Here is a 17,838-nt window from a genome sequence, read left to right as displayed (position 1 = left end):
AGACGCGAAACAGAAGTAAAAATAATTGAGAAGAAACAGCAAAAATAAATTGATGTTAGTTACGAATCCTCAGAGATGAATTTTTTTATCGGTTAAATTAGAAAATGCTCATTGTCACTGTACACAAGCGTTATTGATAATCGGGTAAAAAATGTATGTTTGGCACCGATATTAACCGATAATGAGTGTATTCCTATATTCTTAATAGCCGTCCTTTTGGTAACAAGTTTTTTGATATGATAGGCAAAATCGAAGTGATTTAGTAGCTAAAAAAGATGATAATGGGTTTCTATTATTTAGAACAAAACACCTTGCCAAAGGAAGCAATTCATCATCTGTCTCAAATAACCGAAACTCACATAGGAACCACCAAAAACCTGCTTCTGTTCGGAAGGGTCTTATGATGTTGAAGTGGACAATCAAGGTTTCTTACAGTTAAGGCAACGTAGCTGACGCAACTGATTTATTGATTGAAGCGGCCGAGAAACTGAACGTAAATTATTTCATTTATAACAACACCAGAAAATGAGAAAACATCGCTTTTTTAGCCAATAAACTCACTTTTGATGACTTATTGAGTTCATGTTTTAAAAGGTAAAAAATACACCTATAAAAATCAGGATGGTTTTTATCTTATTGGTGAACAATCTACAAAGGATTGCGTTCTACAGAGATTATTCCATTAGAGAATCGCTCTATCGAATCTGTTTTACAATCCTTACCAAAAATATTCAATGATAAAGTTGAAATTTAAAGAATTTGGTTGAACTTAACTCTTTGATTGCTTCAGGGGCAAAATCGACTATTGAGGAATTAAAATTATACATTAAACAGATTGATAAAGTTGTTCCTTTGGTTCAAATAGAAGTGATTATTGTTCAAGTATAACAAATCCTATGATGTTCAAACGGGTTTAAAAGCGGGATTAGATAAGCTAAATAAAGCATCAAACAGGTGGTGTTCTTTTTCCAACGACAGATGTAAACCTTGGGAGTTCTTCTGTGAATAGTTTGATAGACGCTTTTAATGGTCTTGGACTTCTTAAATAGGTAAGGTTACCGATGCTTTTTATTTGAATTTAAAACTGCTAGAAAACAATTCTATAATTAAAATAGAATCAACACCAAAAATAGCTACATTAAGTGGTCATGAAGCAACATTATCTATTGGAGAAACGAATTATATTATTGAACCAAAATAATCGTATTCTAAATAATAATATTGGAAATGGAGGTGATATTTTGCAATCTGGAACATGGAAACCAACTGAAGCTAATCTGGCTGTCAAATATAAAACCCTATGTTTCTGCGGATGAAATATGTAACACTAAATATTAATGTTGAGGAAAAGTGCTTTCTTAGGTAGAGCTGAGAGAAAATGCTCCTCCTGGTAAAGCAACGCAACAATTTGGAATCTTTAGTAAGAGTAAAGAACAATGAAATGATACTATTAGGTGGTTTTAGATGAATTAAAAAAAGAAAACTCAGGAACGGGTGTGCCTTAATCTCTAGAATTCCTATTATAAATGGTTTTTTTAGTAGCAAAAAGAAAGCAAAAGGAAATTTCTAAACTGCATATTTTCATTAAACCACCAATTGTGTATTAATGCTAAATTTTCTTTCTAAAATATTCAAAATCAATAGTATTCAAGTTGTAGGTATCTATCAAGAAACCGACAGTGAAAGAATAATACTTTGCTTACTTTTAAAAAGAAAAAAATCAATTAAAACTAATAGAAAACAAGAGTTTTATTTCTAAGAAAACTTTTTTAGAAAATATCGACCTAAAGCTACCTATTGTTCTAGCGATTGATGGAAAAGGCGTTCTAAATAAGAATATTGATTAGTACTAGTGATATTGATTTGGCTTGGCAAAAAACATCGATTTCAATACCATTTATCACACTAGTTATACTTTAAAAAACAATACATTCATTAGTTTTTGTAGAAAGAATATTGCAGACGAATGGTTGTCTCGTTTTGAAAGCAAAAAGCACAAATTATTGATGTTTACATTGGTTCATTCTTTCTGTTTTGTTAGCCGATAATTTAAGGTTCTCCTGTCGGTTATTCAGGAGATTTAGCTTTGGTATTGGAACAAAATGAGATTGTTCAATTTTCAAAAACCAGAAGCTATTCCATCTGCTAATTATACGATAGGTGAACATTCTGTTTCTAATTTTGTATTGCCGTTATATGGTATTGGTTTGAACTATTTTGTACAGAATGATTCATTTCTAAATCAGAATTTAATAACAATTCTATTGATGAAGTTGTTATAGAAAGGGCTTTTTCAACTTCGGTTTAATAAATGCTTGTTGGTTTTTTAATCACTTTATTAGCGAGTTATTTGACAATTCAATATTATAGCGAGAAAAATGCAGCATTGAACATTCAAAATGTATACTCTAACAAAGCCTACCAACAAATTGTTACTTTAGAAAAGCAGAAAAAAGACAAGAAAAAATCATTAAAGATTCTGGATTTTTATCGGATAAATTCCTGTCTTTTTATTCCTATGAAATTATAAATCGATACCGAACTCCATTTCGTTAAACGAATTAAACACAGCTCCTTTGCAGAAAGTTGTGAAGCATAATGAGAAAGTTGAAATTACTCCAGGGACTATCTGGGTAAAGGAGTAACCGTGAATGAAGATGAATTTAATAATTGGTTAAGAAGCTTAAAATCCTTTCATTGGATTGCAAAATTTGAATTGGAAAGCTTGAAGAAAGACAAAAAAAACAATACTTCAATTTAGTTTAAAAATACGTATTAAATAATGTTTGAACAGTACACATACAAACAAAAATGTATTGCGTTAGTGGTAATCTTCTTGATGCTGTCTTATACAGCATACAAACGTTCATTTAAAAGCTTAATTGAGGTTTATCAAGAAAATAAAGAAACTAACAAAACGTTCTGATGAAATAGCTAGTAAGTCTAAAAATTTAGATGTGCTTTCAATGGAAATAGCAAGTTATGATAAATACTTAGGAAATCAGAACGTAGAGAGAGATGTTGTGCAACAAGAAATTATTGCTTTTGCTACACAACATGAAGGAATTTCTATTAATGATTTACAAGCTATTCATACTTTTGAAGGTGAAAACTATACCATTTACACCAATCAATTAGATATTACAGGAAACATTAATAATTTATTAAAATTAGGATATGATTTTGAAACAAAATTCAATTATTCAAGAGTGGTGAGTACTAATTATTATACTGTAAAAAAGAATAATAGTAATGAAGTATTACATTTAAAAATAGTATTTCAGAATTATGAGATTGGTAATAAAAAAGTAGTAAAAGAAGATAACGATAAATAAAATTTAGACATGAAAATAATACATAAATTAATCCTAATTGCTTTAGCAGTATTCACTTTTTCTTGTGAAGATATTCTAGAAGAAGACATTTCTAATGATTTGGTTCAAGTGGTTTACCCTTTAGAAGGAGCAACTGTAGAAAGTAATGTAACTGTTTTTCAGTGGAATCAATTAGATGGAGCAGATGATTATCGTGTGCAAGTATACAATAACAATCAGTTTAAAGTATTCGATACCTTAGTAAACACAAACACAGTAACGTTGCCATTAATTCAAGGTACCTATCAATGGAGAGTGAGAGGAGAAAATTCAGCATATCAATCTACTTATTCTTTTCCTTTAACCTTTGATGTAGAAGAATCGGACGATCTTACGAATCAACAAGTAGTATTAGTCGCGCCTTCAGCAAGCTTTGCTACCAATTTAAACACAATAACATTGTCATGGAATGATTTAACTGCCGCAGATCATTATAAAGTTGAAGTAATAAATATAACATCTGGAAGTATTGTCTTCACGCAAGACAATGTTACGACTACCAACGTAACATTGAACAGTTCACATATTACTAGTGACGGTCAATATACATGGAAAGTAAAAGCTTATAATACAACAACGTCAACTGAAACGGTATATTCAACAAGGAGTTTTTTAAGGGATATTGTTGTTCCAAATCAGCCACAAAACAATCAACCAGCAAATAATGCTTCACAAACGATTAATCAAACGGTTAGTTTTAGTTGGACCATTTCTCAAGATTCTGGAGTAATACAATCGGCTATTACTTATGAATTACAAATTGCATCCGATCTTAATTTCACAACTATTATCCAAACATCACCTGCAACAGGAACAAGTTATCAACAAGCATTTGCTACTGCTGGAGTATATTATTGGAGAGTGAGAGCTAAAGATGCAGCCGGAAATGTAGGAGCCTATAGTTCTGGTAACAAATTAACAATCAACTAAAAAATGGATACAAAAAAAACGATTAATATCATTCTTATTCTTGTAGTGCTTTCACTTTGGGGAACAGTGGGCTATAAATATATTAATCGTTTTTTTGGAGATGATGAATTGGATTATACGCTTTCTAATGCCTATAATTATGATGCTATTTCTATCATCAAAAAAGATACTTTTGCTTTGCACCCCTTAACAAAAGACCCTTTCTTAAACAAAGTGTTTTCTAAACCCACAACTGCACCAATAATAGTTCGTTCGACACCCGTAGTAAAAAAAGAGCCAGAACCAAAAGCAATTACACCCTTTCCTTATGTGCAATATTTCGGTTATATTAAGTCAAAAGACAAAAAAGAAGAACTAATACTAGTTAAAGTCAATAATCGCTTAGAACGCGTTAGATTGAACAGCGACATTGATGGTTTAGTAATTAAAAAAATCTATAAAGACTCTGTTTCTGTGTTTTACAACAATGAAACGAGAAGTTTTAAGAAAAAGTAATTTTAAAGACATATTGCATAATTTGAAATTATTTGATACTTCAAAACTGCTAAAAAGTTTATTGAAACTCGTTTCAATAAACTTTTTTTATAAATGAAAACTCAGAAGAACAGTGTCAAAAAATCTGATATTACATTCAATAAAACTGTTTAAATTATTGGATAAAAAGTCAACTTACCATTACTATAACAACAAAAGCCACTTGATTTCTTCCTTGCAATGATTAAGTGGCTTTGTCTTTTTATTGTGCTACGAGGTCGGGAGACCATCGTAGAGCGTGTGCATTTTATTTAGAACTCTTCTGAGAGCTGGGAACAATTTGGTTTCTATGGTCGAAGTTGCAGAACAGATTAACCAAATAGACACTATGTTTGAACGCTTAACGGAACAATACAATGAAGAAATTAGCCATCAAACAAAGATGATTGGTGTCGTTTTAGAACCTATGATAATTATTGTTATTGGAGTTGTTGTTATTATGGTCTCTATGTATGCTCCAATGTTCGATTTAAGCAAAATTATTAATAGTTAATACTTTTTTATCTCTAAGAATTCAGAACGTAATGGTAAAATAAATCGCATTTGTTAAAATCTATGTCTTTCAAAGAAGACAACTTTCTTAAGCTAAACAATTATGCAAAACAACTAAAGCCACATTACTGTGGCTTTGTCTTTTATATTGTGCTACGAGGTCAGGAGACCATCGTAGAGTGTGTGCGTTTTATTTAGAACTCTTCGGAGAGCTGGGAGCGGGGTAGAAAATATTTTTTTATTTAAAACACGATAATAAATCGACAAAAAAATTTGATAAATTATCATGAATTGTCAATATAGCTAAAATAAAAATTGTAATAATTGACATAAAAAAAAGCAATATATTTTTTACGACTTTTTTTCTTATAAACTCAATTTTCTCTATTTCAGATTTTTTAAAAAGCATAAATCCTGCTTTAGGATACGCCCCTTTTAATATATTACTATTAACTTTAGAGTGTTTTGTTAACTCTTCTTTAAAAGATAAAAAATTTAAAATATAATAATAGAAACAAGGTAGAGAAAAAAAAATAAAAAAGAAAACAGTCGTATATTTATAAAACCCAACTTTTAGGATAACCATCAAAAAGGAAGTGAAAAATATTAATAACAAATATTTTGAAAAAACATTAGCCTTCATTACTGATAGAATTTTGAATAGTTACTTTAGTCTGATTTAATTTATCTATTGACTCTGTTGTTTCTTTAATCGAATTATTAGTTTCTTTCAATTTTCTATTTAAAGAGTTTCTGTAATCTAATTCTTTTCTGTAATTCATTGTTTTACCTTTAGTTCTATTTTCTTTTGTTATTCTATTTAGAGTATTAGTATATTCCATTCTATAATCGTATTTACTACTTTCCAATTCTTTTAAAGTTTCTTTCTCTTCTTTTATTTTACCATCAATTTTAGTAATGGCTTCATAAGCAAATGTAATGGCTTTTGCTCTATCTGAAACTGGCTTAACAGTTGTTGGTCCATACTCATATGAAATATCAAGAGGTGATAACCCCACACCAAGTCCAATTTCGAGAGAAAATCCTGATAATAAATTATTATTACTATCTGTAGTTTGTAAATATCCGACACCACCAGTAACAACTTCTCCACCAGATAATCCAAAAGAATGACTTGGAGTTGCGAAATCTTTAACAGTTTTCATTGTAGGATAAACCATAACTTTAAGAGCAGATACACCAGCTGAAATATTAGTTTTACCTCCAACTGACCAATTACTATATTCATAAATCCCATCAGGAGCAAACACATATCCATCTCCAAAACTACCAGAAACCACAAATGAGACATTAAACTCTTTACCTACAGAAACAACCTCTAATCCTTCTAATTCAATCCCATCAATTAATCTGTTTTCACTAAATGCATAAGGTGAATTCCAAGGGTATTTTTTAAACAACGGATCCACAGCAAAAAACCTACCTACCCTCGGGTCGTGCATCCTAAAAGTATAATTTAAAGAATTTCCTTTCCCTTTTAATTCGTCATCTTTTTCTTGTCCTTGGAAGCCGTAACGGTAGTCATTCCCGGTGCTGGTGCGACCTGGGAGTGTCATTCCAAAAGGATAGTAGTCATTGTAGCTAATTACGTCTGGTATTAAACCGTATGCAACTGTGTTTGGGTTCTGTACAATTGTAGATCCTGTTACATTATCTAATGTGAAGTTTTCTACAATGTTATCAAAATCTCTATTTCTAATCCATTTAATAAAACTTACATATCCATTTGCAGTAAAAGTTATTGAATGTCTATCAGTATTCGTATCAATTTTACTTGACAACAAGGTTGCATCTGGACTACCATCTATTGCAACAACCATAACTTGTGGTGAAGACACTAAACCTAAATCGTAAGATACAGTATATTGTTTGCCTGCTTCTGTCGACATAAAATAAGCGACCCCTTCTTCTTTATCATCTACAAAAACATTCAAGTTATTGTTAGTAGTTACTTGAGCTCCTCCGTAAATAGACCAATTACTAGCATCATTAATGCTATTAATATTTGTAAAATCATAGTCATAAAGAGTTTCTTGCGAACCAAGAACGCCACTGTTACCTAATTTTCTATCTGTAATAACAGACAATACGTTTCCTAAATGGTTAGACAACTCATATTGTTTGTCTCCAACTGTTCTATAGTAGTCAATAGGATCTGTTATTGCCGCTAAATTTCCACCATCACCTTGGTCATCTCCTTCACAAACATCTCCAATACCGTTTTGATTACTATCTTCTTGTAAAGGATTTACTTTAGATAGACAGTTGTCACAAACGTCTCCAATTCCATCTCCATCTCCTAAATCATAGATACCATTTCCATTTGTATCTTCTGAATCTGTTTGATCAAAGTTGCTAACTTTTGGACAATTATCACACACATCTCCAACTCCATCTTTATCTAAATCTTCTTGCTCAGGATTGTTATGTTTTTTACAATTATCACATACATCTCCAACTCCATCTCCCTCAGGAATTCCATCTCCGTCTAAGTCTTCTGTATCTTCTTGTAATGGATTAAAAGTATATGGACAATTGTCTCTACTATCCACAATACCATCGCCATCTGAATCTGCATTGGCATTTCCACAGAAAGTTGTTACAAATGGAACTGTATAAGTTATATTATTTCTAACATTAGAAATCTTCATTTCTAATCCGTTTTCTGCTAAGGTTTTAGTTAGTGAATTGTTGTTTTCATCAAAAAAGAAAACATTTTCAGTTAATGGATCGTCTAGGTTTTTTAGATGTTTATCTACATTATAAGAAAAATCGCAAATTTCTAATGGAGCACCTTGCGCTGTAAATTCTTCGTGGTTATCCCAATGATCAGAATCATATGAACCATAAAATTTATATACACTTCCTATTTGATTATATATTTTTCTTGGTAAAAGAGGAGATCTATCAAGATTTCTCCTTATTTCAAAACTTCTTTGACCATTTGGTGCATTCGTTTCAACTACAGGTACAAAATCTGAAATCTTATATATATTTCCGTTTAATTCTAATTGAGGTTCTAATTTTTTTGTAGTTTCATTTAACTTTAATGAAAGCTTATAATTCCACTCTCTCTCTGGAACACTACCTTTTAATGTGTAAACATTTTTATTTAGATAATTACTATAACAATCATATTTTTTCCCTTTTTCTTTAAATCTCCAATAACCTCTAGAATACTTATCTATTGTTACTACAGGTTTATATCCAGAAGAAGTCTTAACAATACTCAAATATATAATACTGTTATAATATTTAAAATTATCATAATCTCCACCTGTAAAGTAATCATCTTGTAATAATGCTAATGATCTAGCTGAATTTATACTCCAAGAAGAATTTGAAGGATCATCTAAAATTTTAAAATTTGACTCTATAACTATTTCTTCAGATAAAGGAGCAATTCCTGAAAAGAAATTCATTTTATTTTCTTTATCCTCCCAAGTAGTAAAATTATTTCCATCAAATTTCAATCCAGAAGTTGCAGGCACAATGTTTGCGCTCATAGCAACAGGTTGCATTGCAGATTTAGCGGCAAAAACCATTGGTGCTGCCATTCTAGCCATTGCTTTATTAGCAGCACTAGGAATAACTAAATCCCATTTTTCTATTCCTAATCGGCTGCTTCCATAAATGTGATGTTCTTTTAAGACATAGCTTCCTGGTATTAATACAGGAGTATCATCACTTGTGGTTATTTGCGCTAAGAATCTACTTCCGCTTTCTGCTTTAAACCCTGGTTTTAAACTAATGGTTTCGGTAGCTTGCAAAGTTACATTTCCGTTTGGTGCACTTGTTACTGAAGGGTTTCCATCGGTTGAAACTTGTATGTTTTTCGCTAATTTTGAATCGGTTCCTGTATTGTTGTAATTGTTTAAAACTAAATTTTGTTCTAAAGTATTTGTCGGATTTGTATCTGTTGGTTTGTTTTCATAAACAGCCATTACATTTCCTTGTGCATCTCTTTGATAATAGGTAGTGGTTGTTTGACCGTTAGATGTATGTCTTTTAGCAATACGGTTTCCTAATCCGTCGTAATCGAATGCTATAATTGTACCATCTGTTTTTATAACACGATCTACTTTTCCATCTACTCTCCACTCAATATCTAAACCTTCTGTGCGATCTTTTGTTAATTGACCAATTTCATCATATACATAGTTATGAGTATTGCTATTACTAACATCATAAACGTAACTAGGATTCAATGATGTTAACTTTACAATTTGGCTTTCTAAGTCTAAATCATAAGCAGTTGTTGGCACTTGGTCATCAACCAAAGTTAATTGATTATTTCCATCCTTATATTCATAATCTAAATCATCTAATGCAAGACCTTGAGCATCATTTCTTGTTAAGTTTTTTAAGTTTCCATTTTTATCATAAACATAAGAACTTGAATAAGCATTTGCAGGTGTTCCTGTAACGTTACCGCTAGCATTTACGACAACACTTTTAGAGTCCATCGCTTTAATTCTATTCAATTGATCGTATTTGTATTGATTGAATAGTGTTGGTAGCATACTCTGGTTTTCATCTATTAGTGATGTAACCATTTCTTTAATGTTTCCATTATAAAGGTCTCTGTTTCCTTCTAAAGAATTGTCTTTAGATAGCTTGAATAGCTTGATTGGCGTTGTTGTTTCGAATCTTGATTTATAATCTCCATTATAATAGTTTAAAGCAAATCCAAATGCATCTTGAGCCACACTTAATCCGTCTTTCCCTGCATCGAAATCTTTCCCGATTGTTTCAGAGTTAACAGTTTTTAACCAGCCTTGTAGTGTATAGATATAATCTAAACCTTGCACTTCTTTATCACCAATTACAGTTCTCGCTAAAGGGCCGTGTTGGTAGTATTCATAATTTGCTTCTTTTTCCCAAATAACTTTGTCTTTACTTGTAAATACTTCTACAATTCTATTATCGGCATCATAGGTATATTTATGAACAAATTGTTCTAATTTATTTTCAGGTTGGTAAGTAACGCTATTTACGTTTCCACTGATTAAATCATAATCATATACAATCTTTTTCGTTCTATGCGCTTCATTTAATTCGGAATCATTATTGCGTTGTACCAATTCTTTTACGTTTCCATGCACATCATAGTCATAGAATATCGCATTATTATATTCTGAGTCAATTGTTGCATTGGTATAGTTATCAAAATACAATATAGCAGTTACTCGTTTGAATGTATTATCTGATCCGTAGTTTGTAAAAAATGCTGCTGCTCCTTGGAATGCTTCGTCATAGATTGTTTTTGTAACTTGATTGTAATTCGATGCGATGTTTCTAGGGAATCCAGTAACTGGCGAATCAAAATCAATAGCCACAGGAGAATTATCATTATGTACTAACTTACCTGTGTTGTCTATTTTATAATTGTTTACATCTGCAATAAACTCTCCTGCTTCATAAATTCTACCCAGTTCATCATAACGGGTATAGCTAAATATTCCTTTAGCTGTTGAATTCTTTTTTTGTTTTGCATTTTGAGAAGCAATAATTCTTCCTAATTTGTCATATGCAAAACGAGTTTCTCCACCATCTGGTGTGTTTTGCCAAACTAATTGGTTTAATGAATTGTATTTATATTCTGTTTCCATTGAATGACTAGGAACAGTTGTACTATTACCTGCTTCGTCTAACAATGTTTGCGCAGGTAATTCACTATCTCTAATTGCATCGATAGTACTATTACTTGTTTCTGGTAATGTTTGTACTCCTTGTGGTGGAACAGTTTGTATTAAGTTACCAGACTGATCATAATAGTACAATGTATATTGAAATTCGCCATCGAAACCTTTTTTAGTAAATGTTTCTTTTGCATTTTCAATAGCTTGCTGAATATATTCGGTTCTGAATTTCTGTCTTTGTTCATCAAATAACGTTTGTAACAATTGCGATTGATATGTACCTTGAACATTGGCATTAAAAACCTCACAAGGTGTATAGATTTCAATATCATCAATTGTTAAATTAGGTATTAATGGTGCAGGAGGACAAACCTGATTTTGCACCGTATATACCTGATCTATATATTCTATCCACGTTAGTGTTGTTCCTTTAGGATCTAGTTGAGACTGTGCTATAATATAATTTCTATATTCATTTATGGCATCCATAGTAAACTGATAGCCATAGTTTAATTTAGATGCACCGAACTCTCCAATGGTAATAAATAAAGGATTCTGCACATCTGAAACAAAAGCACCACTACTATCTGTACTACTAAAATTTGGATAATTACTACTTAAATTTGGTACCCCATCAAGTAATCCAAATCCATTTAAATAAGCAATATAATCTTCAGCAATATAACTGTAATTGGCTTCACAAAATAGTTTGTATGCTTTCTGAATCTCTACTTGGCTTACGCCATTAGCTAAATCAGAATCTATCTCATATGGGAAATTTTTAACCAAAATAGGAAATAAAGCTGTATATGGAGTAGAGAATGGATTCGGGGAACCACCAACATAATTATAAAATTTAGATAAGAATTTGTTCCATTCCACAGCACAATCTACAGGTTCTACCGCTGTGGGCACACAAGTTTCACAAGGAATAATAACATCTTTGTAACACTCTTCTATGCTTAAACAAGAAATAGTACCATTAGCAATTACATCAATCTTGCCATTTTCAATAGTTGCTGTAAACGTATTTAGGTATTCGTTAAATTCTATATTAGAAATATTATTAAGAACATGTTGTAATTTAAGGTTTGGAATGGTAAACACAACTTTACAGTTCTCTGTTTCTGAAAAATTGAACCCAATTTGCGATCCATTTTCGTTTTCAACTGCATAAAAATTATATACTCCAGTTCCTGAGTTAGCAATGTATGGTATTAAATCTGTATAACCATCTGGTTCAAAATCATCTGCAACTGCACCCGTTGTTAAATATTGCGAAATTAATGAGTTTAAAACATCTGTAAGACGATTCTTAACAAGTACAGCTTGTTCACAATCTAAGTTTAAACACTCAATGGTTCCTTTTTTCTTTATTACACCTGCTGGCTTCATATAGTATGGATTCGTCTCCCAGTTTGAACAAGAACTACCATCACTACAAAAGTTATATGCATTATGGTGTACATTTATTGTAAACTCAAAAATTCCAGGACTAATTTCATCTCCTATTTCAAAATTAGAAAAATGAGTTATCTTATTGATTAAGTTAGAAAGAAATAGTTCACGAGGTCGCTCTGAATAAAACTCTAAATTAAACTTACAACTACCGTCTTTAAAATTAAAAAATAAGCCATAATTTGTTCCTCCATCCCATGTTGAAGAACTACTATCAACAGTATGGAAATCATATATACCAGTTGATGCAATATATGGCAATAGATTATCTATATAAGGTTGTGGTTTGTACCCATTAGAAATGTTATATACACTACTAGTACTAGAACCTTTAATTGGCTTAGTAGGTGTTTTTACAGTCCATAAATGATTTATTAATTCTAATAGATTTACTTCCGCTTGATGTTCTTTAATATATACTCTCTCTGTACATTTACATCCAAAATCGATATTTGATATAGTTGCCGTTAACGACGCTATTTCTCCATTATTCTTTAAATAATAAATTGTAACAGGTAAAAATCCGCTGTTATTTGGTTGATCTTTTATTTGAATACTTGTTATTTTATTAAAAAAAGATTGATTAAGAAGTTGCTCTAACGTATAATTAATCCCATTTGGATTATCCGTAATAGGGTTGTTAAGCGTTAATATCACGTTAGAATTCGTTGTTATTGTATAGGTATTTGTTGAAGAAATGAAATTCCAAGTTCCTAATAAATTAGTGTCTTCTAATAATTCTGGAAGTATCCCTTGTCCATAACCATAAGTATCAACTTGTGTTGCTGAAACAAGAGTTTCTATAGTATTTAATTTACCTTTTTTAATCAATCCGTTTATTAAACGTACTAGTCCTTTTTCGAAACGTGTCTTGTTGTAGCATCCAGAACCTGCTTCTGTTTCTGCATTAGTACTTAAACCTCCTGGGTTATCTGGGTTATCAAACTGACAATTTCCAATTGAAGCAGTTGTGAACCCTCTTATAATAATTTCTTCTTTAGGACAAGCAGGGTCAACAGGCTGTGTTCTTTCTATTTCGGCTACTATTCTAAATTCATATGGAGCTGTTGTACCAGGTACATAGTATATGTTTTTAAATTTAGTAATGTTAAAATGGTTAGCATAGTTTTGCCAGTTTAAAGGAGGTGAATTAGAATCTAAACATGGATTATTAAAATTAGTAGATGGTATAATTTCTAATTCAATTGGGCTGGCGCTACCAACATTTATTTTCAATTGTTGTCCACCAGGAATTACTCCAGATGCGATGAACTCTGGTCCATTAGGAAAAAGAGTGTTACCACCTAATGCTATATATAAGTCAGGTGCTAAGAAAGGCATACTAGACAACGGAACTGAATTTGTAGGTATAATTAAACTTGCATTTGGTCTTATATCTGTATTAATTAACCCATTTAATAGACTTTCAATATCTAATAATAAAGGACACTTACCTGTTTCTAAAAACATTGAAGAATCGGCATCTTGTTGAGAACTTTGAGCCACTACACTATCTGGAACACCTGAGTCATAGCCGTAGTCTGCAGATACAAAACGTTTTTCCTTTTCTTTGTAATATTGCAATGAATTGTTATCGCAAACTGGAGTAACAAACATCTCTGAAACAACATTATAATTAGAGCTTAACGCACTATTCATAAAAGTAACTAAAGCTTGATAACTTGCTGTTTGTTTTTTTAATAAAGTATAGAATGTGTCTGTATACTCAGGGTCACCAATACAAGCATTATAACCCTTTCTATGCAACGCATAAGCATGAGAAAAAACTGTTTTTGTTTTTTCTTTTGTACTGGTATAATAACTCCTAAATGTTTGCCAAATTCTATCTTTTTGATAGGCAGTTAAATTATTATTATTAATAAGTCCTATTACATCTAAAGGGCTAATAACATTTGTTCCAGTTAAGAAAGTACTATATTGACTATTCGGCACTAATCCGTTACTAAAAACTACTGTATAGTATGCTGCAGCCAACATGTGTAATGGATATTCAACCCCATAAATCTCTAATTTAATACCATCATAATTTGTTAGCATGGCTTCGGTCATGATGTCTTTTCTTAGAGCCAAATTTCCAAGACCATAATCAAGACGATAAAAAGGGTCATTATTGGTGAAAGTACTTCCAAAGTCAATCAATTTGTTTAAAATTCCGTTACCACCATTATACGCATCATCAAAAGTTTCAATATCTAATAATTTTTGATCAAAAGTATCAGTATTGATTTCTCCAAAATTACCTGTTTCCCATTTCTGTTCACATAGTTCCTTGAAATATTTTAAATATTGATATTCTGGATGAAATTGAACAAGAGCATTTGCCCAAGTTGGTTGCCAATATATGTTTACGAAATCTTCAACGTTTGCAAGATCTTGTGGTACTATATAATATTTATTATCACTTCCTAATGTAGGATTTATTCCATCCAACACAGCTGGATTAAAAGTATTATCGTCAATTTTTGTTACTTCTATTCTTGAAGGATTTCCAAATTCATCTTCGTAAGTAATTGTTCGGTTTCTCCAGCTATAGTTTGTACGACCAGAAACAGCATCTACACCACCATAAATCAATCCATTATATTCATCAAACACACTTAATGACTCAAAATTAGTAGTTGGAGTCGTTGAAGGGTCTGGATCAGGATCAGTCGTGTTGTCTTCTTCTCCATCTGATGATGAATCAATAGCTCCATATTGTCCTGTTGGGCTTACATCGCTTAGCAATACATCTAAATTGATTCCACAAGTATCGTAAGGCTGACTACATAGACTTCTACATGTTTCTAATAATTGATCAAACTCATCCTTTAACTGAGATTCTGCAATTAATATTTCAGGTGAAGAATGATTTAAAGTACCTGAATTATAATTAAATGGACTGATAATTGAGAAATCTGGGAAAAGAATATCTAAATTTTCAGTAACATATTTATTACGCATTTTATCAATCCAAATTACTCTTGTAGCAACATTTCCTAAAATAAATTGTGCTGCATATTCTGGAGAAGCAAGATAATCTTCATAGGAAGTCCATGTTGTACTATTAGCATCGTAAGTTTTTATATCTATATCATCTTTAAATAGAACATAATCAGCAGATGTAAGGTATCTTTCTCCTAAAGACAACTCACAACTTAAACAAGACACATTACAGTCTTCAATACTTCCACCTGTATCGAAATTAACATTTGGGTAACAGGCACCATCTTTATTCATGATGTCAGCCATATATTGATTCGTATAAAAATCTAGCTTATCTTGATTTACTTTTAATGTTTTACTTAAACTATATGTACCAACTTTTAATGCGCTAGTAGTAATGGTTTTTGTAAAAGCACCTGTACTTTCTAAAGTTAAACCTGTCCCTGTACTAATAAGTTTTTCATTTGCACAATCGTCTAAAAGACTCACTGACCAGTCATAAAAAAATGGATAAGGAGTCGTTGAACAATCAGAAATATAGGAGCTCTTAGGAGATACATTTAAATTGTATTCAAACTCAAGAGAGCCCTCTTTAACCACAGCTACTTGAGTACTTAATGTTTTTCCATCTACAAGAACCCCATTTAAACCAGAAACAGTGTTCGCATTATCACTTAAAAGATTAACAGTAAGTTGACCTGTTAAAGAGCCTTCTAATTGTTCTAAATTGGCAGGAGCTTCGCCTGTTAGAGCTGTTGCAATTGTTCTACCTTGTGGGTCAAGATAACTTATACTAACCTGTCCATTAGGGTCTACTACTACATTCTTCTTATATCTTTTAAAATCTCCTACTTTATAACCAAACAATCTATTTAATTCTTCTTGTTGGGCTTGAGCATAAAAATAGTTCATTTCGTTTCCTTCACCAATTTGATGCGTTTTACCAACACCACCTTTTCTTCTAATTCTTCCTGTATTATCGGGAGTATATTCAATTTGAGAAAATGGATATAATTCTGCATCGGGAACAAAATCTTGATAATTGTTTGAAACATCATTACTTGGTGAATAATACTTACTCGCTCCTGAAGCTATAGACATTCCATCAATAGTTTCTGGAGCACAAACATCAATTGTTGGATCATCCCAGTCAAAATCATGGTGCGAATAGGATGCATCAGACATGCTTCTGTTCATCCTCTCAAAATAACTAATACCAGCTGTACCAATTGGAGTGGGTAATATTTCTATAGCTGGTCGCCCTTGATTGTCATAAATAACTTCTCCAACAATGGTTTGATTGTCGCTATTAATTTTAGTAACTGTTTGTCTGTTTCTTAAACTACCATCAAAATAGCTAACTACGTCTTTCTTTTTACCATCTTCAGCATAGCTTGCTTGATATTGCCAGTTTTTAGATCCGTTTTCATGTGCTTTCGAAATTCTTAACACATTTGGCCAATCTGCAACTGTTATATAATTTTTATTCGGTTTTTCTGTAGTCCAAGTACCATAATATATTTTATTAATATTATCCAAAAATCGGCCAACAGGTCTTACTCTATAGATTAAAAAACCCTTGTTAAAAATTAAAGGAATTCTATATTTAGTATCTTTAGTTTGAATTCGAGTACTGTTTCTTTGAAAATCAATTTCAGACAAATCAATATCTGCCGCAGTAAGTTCATTTGCAAAAACATCGGCATAATTGTCAACCCATGTCCATTCTAACTCATATTCTACTGGTTTTATATCTGCATTTTCTTTTATTACCCAAGAAATCTCCATTTCTTTAGCATCTCCAGAAATAGCATTATATCCTAAATTATTCTCTGTTGTTCCAGTATAATTTATAAGGGAATGGGTTAAATTTAATTGTGTGCTTGCTATATTATAATATCTTTCTGTTTCAAATGTTAATTTTACATAAGTAGAATTTTTTGTTTGGTCAAAGTTTGTAATAATAGTATTACTTGCATCATAATATTTTACACTTAAAATAGTTACTTTAGATTTATGTATACCTGGAAACTTTACGACAGCATAATCTTTGAGTTTATAATCATTGCTAATATTGTTATGATATATTTTTAAAGATCTATTTATAGCATTCCCTTGAACTTGACCTGCTAATGTTACAACAGTATTTTCAATGGAATAGTTTATTTCACTGTAATATATTTCCTGATATTTTAAACTGTTTTGAACTTCCTCTTCATATCCAAAATGTAGATATACTGCAGGATCAACAGATTTAAACTTTGAGTTATTATTCTCTAAATCATTAAATAATGGGTCACTTACAGAAGTTACTCCATTAGTTATTGCATTACCTCTTAAAATTGCAGATTCTGTAATCTCCTTCTGTGAGTATCCAGATAATGTGACTATTAAGATTAGTATTTTAAAAATAGTTTTAAACTTTGCCATTTTGTATCCCT

Annotated in this window: 8 protein-coding genes; 7 read left to right on the top strand and 1 reads right to left on the bottom strand. The window is 31.3% G+C overall.

What is annotated here, in order from left to right; all coding sequences use genetic code 11:
• Positions 1–759 precede the first annotated feature (759 nt).
• From L2Z92_RS07370 to L2Z92_RS07340, 7 genes are all read left to right on the top strand, one after another.
• On the top strand, positions 760–888 hold the full coding sequence (locus L2Z92_RS07370; protein ID WP_262913005.1) for a hypothetical protein: 129 nt from the start codon (positions 760–762) through the stop codon (positions 886–888).
• Between the two features lie 184 nt (positions 889–1,072).
• On the top strand, positions 1,073–1,201 hold the full coding sequence (locus L2Z92_RS07365) for a hypothetical protein (RefSeq protein ID WP_262913004.1): 129 nt from the start codon (positions 1,073–1,075) through the stop codon (positions 1,199–1,201).
• A gap of 901 nt (positions 1,202–2,102) precedes the next feature.
• Positions 2,103–2,282: a hypothetical protein gene (locus tag L2Z92_RS07360; protein WP_236458182.1), complete on the top strand. Its 180-nt coding sequence runs from the start codon at positions 2,103–2,105 to the stop codon at positions 2,280–2,282.
• A gap of 600 nt (positions 2,283–2,882) precedes the next feature.
• Entirely contained in the window at positions 2,883–3,335 is a 453-nt protein-coding gene (locus L2Z92_RS07355) for a hypothetical protein (protein ID WP_236458181.1), read from the top strand.
• A 9-nt stretch (positions 3,336–3,344) separates the two neighbouring features.
• Positions 3,345–4,304, top strand: a complete 960-nt coding sequence (locus L2Z92_RS07350) for a phage tail protein (RefSeq protein ID WP_236458180.1) — start codon at positions 3,345–3,347, stop codon at positions 4,302–4,304.
• 3 nt (positions 4,305–4,307) lie between these two features.
• Positions 4,308–4,799, top strand: a complete 492-nt coding sequence (locus tag L2Z92_RS07345) for a hypothetical protein (protein ID WP_236458179.1) — start codon at positions 4,308–4,310, stop codon at positions 4,797–4,799.
• 328 nt (positions 4,800–5,127) lie between these two features.
• Positions 5,128–5,331, top strand: a complete 204-nt coding sequence (locus L2Z92_RS07340; RefSeq protein WP_236458178.1) for a type II secretion system F family protein — start codon at positions 5,128–5,130, stop codon at positions 5,329–5,331.
• Positions 5,332–5,962: 631 nt separating this feature from the next.
• Here L2Z92_RS07340 and L2Z92_RS07335 read toward each other — a convergent pair.
• Positions 5,963–17,827: a thrombospondin type 3 repeat-containing protein gene (locus tag L2Z92_RS07335; RefSeq protein ID WP_236458177.1), complete on the bottom strand. Its 11,865-nt coding sequence runs from the start codon at positions 17,825–17,827 to the stop codon at positions 5,963–5,965.
• Positions 17,828–17,838: the final 11 nt, after the last annotated feature.

Origin of the sequence: Flavobacterium jumunjinense (genome assembly GCF_021650975.2) — a bacterium.
In the GTDB taxonomy this organism is placed as follows: Bacteria; Bacteroidota; Bacteroidia; order Flavobacteriales; family Flavobacteriaceae; genus Flavobacterium; species Flavobacterium jumunjinense.
Note: the sequence above shows the minus strand (reverse complement) of the source record. Positions and strands in the feature narration are given on the sequence as shown.

Excerpts from the sequence above, each read along its gene's own strand:
- L2Z92_RS07360 (WP_236458182.1), top strand. The coding sequence starts at position 2,103 with ATGAGATTGTTCAATTTTCAAAAACCAGAAGCTATTCCATCTGCTAAT.
- L2Z92_RS07350 (WP_236458180.1), top strand. The coding sequence starts at position 3,345 with ATGAAAATAATACATAAATTAATCCTAATTGCTTTAGCAGTATTCACT.
- L2Z92_RS07345 (WP_236458179.1), top strand. The coding sequence starts at position 4,308 with ATGGATACAAAAAAAACGATTAATATCATTCTTATTCTTGTAGTGCTT.
- L2Z92_RS07340 (WP_236458178.1), top strand. The coding sequence starts at position 5,128 with ATGGTCGAAGTTGCAGAACAGATTAACCAAATAGACACTATGTTTGAA.
- L2Z92_RS07335 (WP_236458177.1), bottom strand. The coding sequence starts at position 17,827 with ATGGCAAAGTTTAAAACTATTTTTAAAATACTAATCTTAATAGTCACA.